The organism is Acidovorax sp. KPB24-03 (genome assembly GCF_057546605.1).
This window is the reverse complement of the sequence record NZ_BAAJYR010000175.1, coordinates 1-7,320: the sequence shown is the minus strand read 5'-3', so window position 1 is coordinate 7,320 and position 7,320 is coordinate 1. Positions and strand designations below refer to the sequence as shown.

Annotated in this window: 6 protein-coding genes and 1 pseudogene; 2 read left to right on the top strand and 5 right to left on the bottom strand. The window is 70.0% G+C overall.

The window, feature by feature from the left end; all coding sequences use genetic code 11:
- Nucleotides 1-10: 10 nt before the first annotated feature.
- Nucleotides 11-1,930 (top strand): annotated as a pseudogene (gene priA / locus AC27KI_RS16145) (replication restart helicase PriA); the annotation flags it as partial.
- A gap of 73 nt (nt 1,931-2,003) precedes the next feature.
- Here priA and AC27KI_RS16140 read toward each other — a convergent pair.
- From AC27KI_RS16140 to AC27KI_RS16120, 5 genes are all read right to left on the bottom strand, one after another.
- Nucleotides 2,004-2,954, bottom strand: coding sequence for an AEC family transporter (locus AC27KI_RS16140; RefSeq protein WP_487090094.1), 951 nt, complete (start codon nt 2,952-2,954; stop codon nt 2,004-2,006).
- 135 nt (nt 2,955-3,089) lie between these two features.
- Complete coding sequence (locus AC27KI_RS16135; protein ID WP_272566851.1) at nt 3,090-3,449, bottom strand: hypothetical protein; 360 nt, start codon at nt 3,447-3,449, stop codon at nt 3,090-3,092.
- Nucleotides 3,450-3,534: 85 nt separating this feature from the next.
- Nucleotides 3,535-3,936: a roadblock/LC7 domain-containing protein gene (locus AC27KI_RS16130; RefSeq protein WP_317355418.1), complete on the bottom strand. Its 402-nt coding sequence runs from the start codon at nt 3,934-3,936 to the stop codon at nt 3,535-3,537.
- A gap of 6 nt (nt 3,937-3,942) precedes the next feature.
- A complete protein-coding gene (locus AC27KI_RS16125) occupies nt 3,943-4,485 on the bottom strand; it encodes a GTP-binding protein (protein WP_317355421.1) in 543 nt (180 codons plus the stop codon).
- Entirely contained in the window at nt 4,482-5,189 is a 708-nt protein-coding gene (locus tag AC27KI_RS16120; protein WP_487090092.1) for a hypothetical protein, read from the bottom strand. Before AC27KI_RS16120 ends, AC27KI_RS16125 begins: the two co-directional genes overlap by 4 nt.
- 270 nt (nt 5,190-5,459) lie before the next feature.
- Here AC27KI_RS16120 and AC27KI_RS16115 point away from each other — a divergent pair.
- Nucleotides 5,460-7,320, top strand: a 1,861-nt coding sequence (locus tag AC27KI_RS16115; RefSeq protein WP_487114724.1) for an ATP-dependent helicase, incomplete at its 3' end; no start/stop codon positions are given.

The window sequence follows — 7,320 nt, the reverse complement described above, 5'->3', positions numbered from 1 at the left end:
CTAGTCCACCCGCGCCGTTGCCGCGGTCCTGGAGGGCGTGGCGCCGCTGGCGGCGCCCCTGGCGCCGGCTGGTGGCCCTTCACCGCGCGCTACTACCAGCGCGGTCGTGGGCGAGGTGGCCCTGGCCGCCCTGCCGCCCCAGTTGCGGGACCTGGGCCCAGCGCAGCTCGCGCGGCGCCTGCGCCGCCCGGCGGCGTCGTTGCAGGGTGGCGATGCACTGCCGGAGATCGACCTGAGCGCCGAGCAGGAAAGCGCCCGCGCCGCCATCGCCGCCGAACCCGGGCCCTTCCTGCTCTACGGCAGCACTGGCAGCGGCAAGACCGAGGTCTACCTGCGCTGCGTGCAGGAGGCGCTGGAGGCCGATCCGGCGGCGCAGGCACTGGTGATGGTGCCCGAGATCAACCTCACCCCCCAGCTGGAGGAGCGCTTCACCGCCCGCTTCGCGCCCCGCTACGGCGCGGGCAGCGTGGTCTCGCTGCACAGCGGCATGACCAACCCGCAGCGCCTCAAGAGCTGGCTGGCGGCGCATGCGGGCACGGCGCGCATCGTGCTGGGCACGCGCATGTCGGTGTTCGCCAGCATGCCGGGCCTGGCGCTCGTCGTGGTGGACGAGGAGCATGACGCCAGCTACAAGCAGCAGGAAGGCGCCCGCTACTCGGCCCGGGACCTGGCCATCTGGCGCGGCCGCGACCAGGGCGCCAAGGTGGTGCTGGGCTCGGCCACGCCCTCGCTGGAAAGCTGGCATGCCAGCCGGCCCGCCGAAGCCGGCATCCCGGCCGGGCGCTACCGGCGGCTGCACATGCCCAGCCGCATCGGCGCCGGCGAACTGCCGCACGTGCGTCTGGTGGACATGGGCCAGCAGCCGCGCGGCGCCGTGTTCTCCGCCCCGCTGCTGGCGGCCATCACCCAGCGCGTGGAGCGCGGCGAGCAGTGCCTGGTGCTGCTCAATCGCCGCGGCTTCGCGCCCGTGCTGCACTGCAGCGACTGCGGCTGGAAAAGCGACTGCCCGCACTGCAGCGCGCACCAGGTCTTTCACAAGATCGACCGCACCCTGCGCTGCCACCACTGCGGCTACACCCAGCGGGTGCCACACGCCTGCCCGGGCTGCGGCAACCCCGACATCGCCCCCATCGGCCGCGGCACCGAGCAGCTGGAAGAACAACTGTCCGCCCTGCTGCGCAACGTGATCACGCCCGAGCGACGGGCGGCACGCGTCGCCCGCATCGATGCCGACACCACCAAGGCCAAGGGCGCGCTCGAATCCCAACTGGCCCAGGTGCATGCGGGCGAGGTGGATGTGCTGGTGGGCACGCAGATGGTGGCCAAGGGCCACGACTTTCGGCGCATCACGCTCGTGGCGGCGGTGCAGCCCGACGGCGCGCTGTTTTCCAGCGACTTCCGGGCCCCCGAGCGCCTCTTCGCCCTGCTGCTGCAGGCCGCCGGCCGCGCGGGGCGCGATGCACGCTACGTGGCCGAGCAAGGCAGCCGGTGCGAGATGTGGGTGCAGACCTACCACCCCGACCATGCGGTGTACGCCGCGCTGCGCCGGCACGACTACCCCGCGTTCGCCGACAGCCAACTGGCCGAGCGGGCCGAAGCCGCCATGCCGCCCTTCGCCTACCAGGCGCTGGTGCGCGCCGACGCGCGCACGCAAGAGGTGGCCCAGGCGTTCCTGGCCGCGGCCAGCGCCGCCGCGCAAGCCGATGGGTTGCCGGGACTGGAGCATGTCACGCTGTTTCCCCCCGTGCCCCTGGCGATCCAGCGGGTGGCCAACGTGGAGCGCGCGCAGATGCTGCTGGAGAGCGGCAGCCGCGCGGCACTGCAGCGCTTTCTGTCGGCCTGGCAGCCGGTGCTGCACGCCACGCGCGGGGCGCCGGAGCACAAGGGGCTGATCCGCTGGCTGGTGGATGTGGACCCGCTGACGATCTGATCCCCCGGCGGGGCAGCGCCTGGCAGGTTGGCGTCACGCAACATCGATCGCTATCAAATAGATAGCACAACGCCTAAGTCAATATTGCGGTGGCGGCCGAAAAGCTCAGAAATGCCAGCGCGGTGGAGACCAGGATGATCCGCGCGATGCGCCCGTTGTGGGCGCCGAAGCGCTCGGCCAGCAGCGACACGTTGCTGGCGCTCGGCAGCGCCGCCACCAGCACCAGCACCGTGTGTGCGAACGGCGTGAGCGGCACGCCCGCCGCGATCGCACCGTGCCCCGCGCCCCAGACGAGCAGCGGATGCACGAACAGCTTGGCCAGCGCGACCGGCACGTAGTCGCGCGGGGGCACGCGGTCGTGCTGGTTCATCTGCGAGCGCGCCAGAACGGCGCCGATCGTGAACAGCGCCACGGGCGACGCCGCGCCGGCCAGCATCGCCACCGTCTGGTCGAGCGGGCCGGGTAACTTCCACTGGAATGCGGACGCCACGGCCCCCAGTGCGATGGCCCAGGGCATGGGGTTGCTCGCCATGCCGCGCAAGGCCCGTCGCACCGCCACCGCCACGCCGTGCGTGCCCACGCCGTCCAGCCGCGACAGGGCGATGCACAGCGAGGTCGTGAGCACCATGTCCACCAGCATCGTCAGGATGGCCGGCCCCGCCGCCGAGGCCCCGAGCAGCGCCACCAGCAGCGGCACGCCCATGAAGCCGGTGTTGGGAAAGGCCGCCACCAGCGCGCCGAAGGCGGCATCGTTCCAACCCAGTCGCACCCGGGTGAGCGCCACCGTGGCGCCGACCAGGGCCAGGCCGCACAGGATGTACAGGCCCGCCACCGCCGGGTCCAGCAACTGGCCGATGGGCGTGTTCGCGCCCAGGCGGAACAGCATGCACGGCAGCGCGAAAAACAGCACGAACGCATTCAGCCCGGGAATGGCCGCCTGCGGGAGCGCGCCCGCGCGCGCGGCCAGGTAGCCGCAGAGCACGAGCGCGAAGAAGGGAAAGGTGATGGAAAGAACCGACAGCACGGCCCATTGTCGGCGCAAGGCGGCGTGCAGAGCGCCGCGCGTCACCGCGAAAAAAAGCCCGCTCGGGGCGGGCAGCGGGACCAGGGCCGATTCCAGGCCCCGGTGGCGTGGCGCAGCGCGCCGCAGCCTGTCCGGTCAGATCTGCACGCCCTGCTCCACTTCCTGCACCTTGCGGCGTGCCAGGGCGAGGTTGGAGCGCTCCTTGTCGAGCACTAGGTAGATGAACAGGCCTTCGTGCGCGGCCAGGGGGCGGATCACGTGGTACTGCTTGCCCAGCGTGATGAGGATGTCGTCGATCTTGTCGGCCAGGCCCAGCGAGCGCATGGTCTTGTTCTTGGCACGGACCACTTCGGTGTTGCCAGCGGCCGCCAGTTCCATGTCCACGCCGCTGCCGACGCTGCCCAGCAGCATGCCGCTGCCGCTGTCCACCACGGCCGCGCACAGGGCGCCGTCGATGGAATGGAGTTGGTTCAGAGATTCTTGAAGGGAGGCCATGGGTTCGATTCCTTAAAGAGAAAGAGACGAAAGGGGGAGCAAGCACACATGCGCGCCGCCGGCCGACCCGGCAACACGCGGGGAATCATTCGGGGCGGGCCAGTTGCTGGGCGACCTCGCCGGCGGTCCACAGGGCCCGCCCGAGCACGGCCTGCTTTTCCAGCACCAGGCACAGGATGCAGGGGAAGGCGCCGCCGATGGCCTGGAAGATCGCCAGGCCCGCCTCGGTCTCGAAGGTGAGGCGGCGGCAGCCGGGATAGTCGATCTCGCGGCCCACGGCACGGGCCATTGCCATGAGCGAGCCCGCCATGGCCGCCAGCCGGCGCACCTCCAGGCCGCCGCCCACCGACAGCGAGGCCACCTCGAAGCCGTCGAGGGTGGTCACCAGCGCCATGCGCACGTCGCCCGCGGGGGCCACCACGCGGTCCAGCACCTCCCGGGCCGCCTGCGCGCGCTCGGGGGGGACGATGTTCGCCTTGTTCATCATGGGATTTCAGTCGATTTCGTTCTGCAGGGAGAGCATGGAAGCCAGCACGCCGACGGCCTCCAGCAGTTGGCCGCGGTCGCGCGGATCGGCTTCCAGGATGGGGACCACGCCGTGCGGCGAGGCCGAGAGCGCGAGGCCGAACGCCTCGATCTGCGCGGGCGTGGCGGGACGGGCGCTGAGCACCAGGGCCAGCGGCGGATCGGGCTGCACGGCCATTTCGGCGAGCAGGTCGAGCGTCTCGCCCACGGCCGAGGGACGGGCCACGTCGGCCATGATGAAGACGCCCATCGACACCGAGAGGATCCATTGCCGCACGAAGTCGAAGCGGTCCTGCCCCGGGCAGCCGCACACCTGCACGTGCTCGCCATCGCCCAGGTCGATCTCGCCGAACTCCGCGCCCACGGTGGTGAACGCCTTGGAATGCGCCGCCCGGTCGAGGTTGGGCACGTCGGAAGACGCCATCACGTCGCCGCACAGCGAGCGCAGCGCGGTGGTCTTGCCGATGCCCATGGGCCCCACGAGCGCGATGCGCGGCAGTGCCCCGTTCATGCCTGGCCTCCACCGCGCACCCAGCGCGTGAGCCGCTGAACCAGCCCGCCGTGCCCGGAGGGCTTCGGGCGGTCGGCGCGCACGGCCGGTGCCGATGCCGCCGTTTCGGTGCGCAGCACGTTGCGGCGGGACAACTCGGCCAGCAGCGCCTGCGCAGCGGCGGGCTCCAGGCCGCTGTGCTCGCACAACTGCGCCAGGCTGACTGGGGCGCGGGTGAGCAACGCGAGCGACCGCACATGGCCGCCCGAGCGGAACGGCGCCCCCAGGGACACCCAGGTGCTCAGCCGGAACCGCTGCTGGGGGTCACCGAACGCGGCGCGCGCCGCGGCGGGAGACTCCCACGCCGTGTCGGCGGAGGCGGCCGTCATCGTCTGGCGCGCCCGCCAGTCCATCAGGAACACGGCGGCACGGTCCAGCACGTCGATCAGGTCCGCCAGCGTATAGCCGGTCTGCAGGCGCGCGGTCCACTGCGCCTGGGGCGCCTTGTCGGGAAACGAGCCCCCCACGCAGACCAGGCACGGCGCGCGGGAGCCGGGCTGCGCCGCGCTGGCGTCGTCCAGCAGCAGCACCTGGGCCTCGGCGGCCGGCACTTCATGCCAGCGGAGCAACGATTTGCGCGACGCCACGCTGAACAGCTTGTGGAACCGCTCGTAAAAGTGGGGAGTGAGCATCTCTGCGGCCACCCCCGCTGAAGCATCGCGCATGGCGGTGACCCCGGTGGAAATCAAATGGATGGGCCCAGTATAAAGACGCACATTGATACATTGTCAAGAAATTGCTAAATATGAAAAAAATGATTTAGCTGTTTGCCCCCATTCCGGATTTCGCCGAACCACTCCTACAAAACCCGGTTAAAAGGGCCGGCTCGACTCCGGCCCATCCCGGTATCATTGCGCGCTCCTGCCCCTTCTCCCTCGGAAGCGGTGCTCCACCCGTGCCTCGCCGGCGCCTGTCCACCCCCTTCCTTTTTGCGCATGTCCGCCGGTCTCAATCTCGCCCAGCTCCAGGCGGTCCACTACACCGAGGGGCCATGCCTCGTGCTGGCGGGCGCAGGTTCGGGCAAGACGCGGGTGATCACCCACAAGATCGCCCGGCTGATCGAAACGGGGCTGGAGGCGCGCCGCATCGCCGCCATCACCTTCACCAACAAAGCCGCCGCCGAGATGCGCGAGCGCGCGCAGGGCCTCATCGGCCGTGCGGCCAAGGACGTGCTGGTGTGCACGTTCCACGCGCTGGGCGTGCGCATGGTGCGCGAAGACGGGCATGTGCTCGGGCTCAAGCCCCAGTTCAGCATCCTCGATGCGGACGACGTGACCGGCATCCTCAAGGACGCGGCCGGCGGCACGACCGACATGGCCACCGCCCGCCAGTGGCAGTGGACCATCAGCAAGTGGAAGAACATGGGCCTGAACGCCCAGGAATCGCTGGCGCAGGCCGCGGACGACAACGAGCGCAGCATCGCCGTCCTGATGGCGCGCTACGAAGAACGCCTCACCGCCTACCAGAGCGTCGATTTCGACGACCTCATCGGCATGCCGCTGCGCCTGCTGCGCGACCACCCCGAGGTGCGCAGCAAATGGCAGCGGGTGCTGGGCCACGTGCTCGTGGACGAGTACCAGGACACCAACGCAACGCAGTACGAGCTGCTCAAGCTGCTCGTGGGCGAGCGCGCGCGCTTCACCGCGGTGGGCGACGACGACCAGTCCATCTACGGCTGGCGCGGCGCCACGCTGGACAACCTGAAAAAGCTGCCGGTCGACTTTCCCCAGCTCAAGGTGATCAAGCTGGAGCAGAACTACCGCTCCACCAGCGCCATCCTGCGCGCGGCCAACAACGTGATCCAGCCCAACCCCAAGCTGTTTCCCAAGACGCTGTTCTCCGAACTGGGCGAAGGCGAGCCGGTGCGCGTGGTGGACGCCGACAGCGAGGAGCACGAGGCCGAGCGCGCCGTGGCCCGCATCCAGAGCCTGCGTGCCGCGGCCAATCCGCCGCCGGCCTGGAAGAGCTTTGCCCTCCTGTACCGCGCCAACCACCAGGCCAAGCCGTTCGAGAAGGCGCTGCGCAAGGCCAACATCCCCTACAAGGTCTCGGGCGGCACGAGCTTCTTCGACCGCGCGGAAATCAAGGACCTGTGCGCCTGGTTCCGCCTGTGGATCAACAACAACGACGACCCGGCGTTCCTGCGCTCCATCACCAGCCCCAAGCGCGGCATCGGGCACACCACGCTGGGCGCACTGGGCGAATTCGCCACCAGGCACAAGCTGAGCATGTTCGGCGCGCTGTTCAACGGCATGCTGCCGGCGGCCATCCCCAAGCGCGCGCTCGACGGGCTGATGGAGTTCGGGCGCTACGTCAACGACCTCGAATACCGGGCCCGGCACACGCACGGCGCCGAGGATTCGCGCGCCTTCCTGGCCGACTGGCTCAAGGAAATCGACTACGAAAAGCACCTGTACGACGGCGAGGACAGCGAGAAGGTCGCCGCCGCGCGCTGGAGCAACGTGCTGGAGTTCTGCGACTGGATGTCGCAACGCGCCGGTGGCCAGATCGACGACACCTCGGGCAGCGTCGTCACCAAGGAGACCAAGAGCCTGCTGGAGGTCTCGCAGACCATCGCGCTGCTGTCCACCATCAGCGAGCGCGAGAAGGACCAGGACATGGTCACGCTGTCCACGCTGCACGCCTCCAAGGGCCTGGAGTGGCCGCATGTGGTGCTGGTGGGCGTGACCGAGGGCATGCTGCCCTTCAAGCTCGATGACGACGAGGGCCGGCAGCTCAAGGTGAGCGACGACACGCTGCAGCGCCTGCAGGAAGAGCGCCGCCTGATGTACGTGG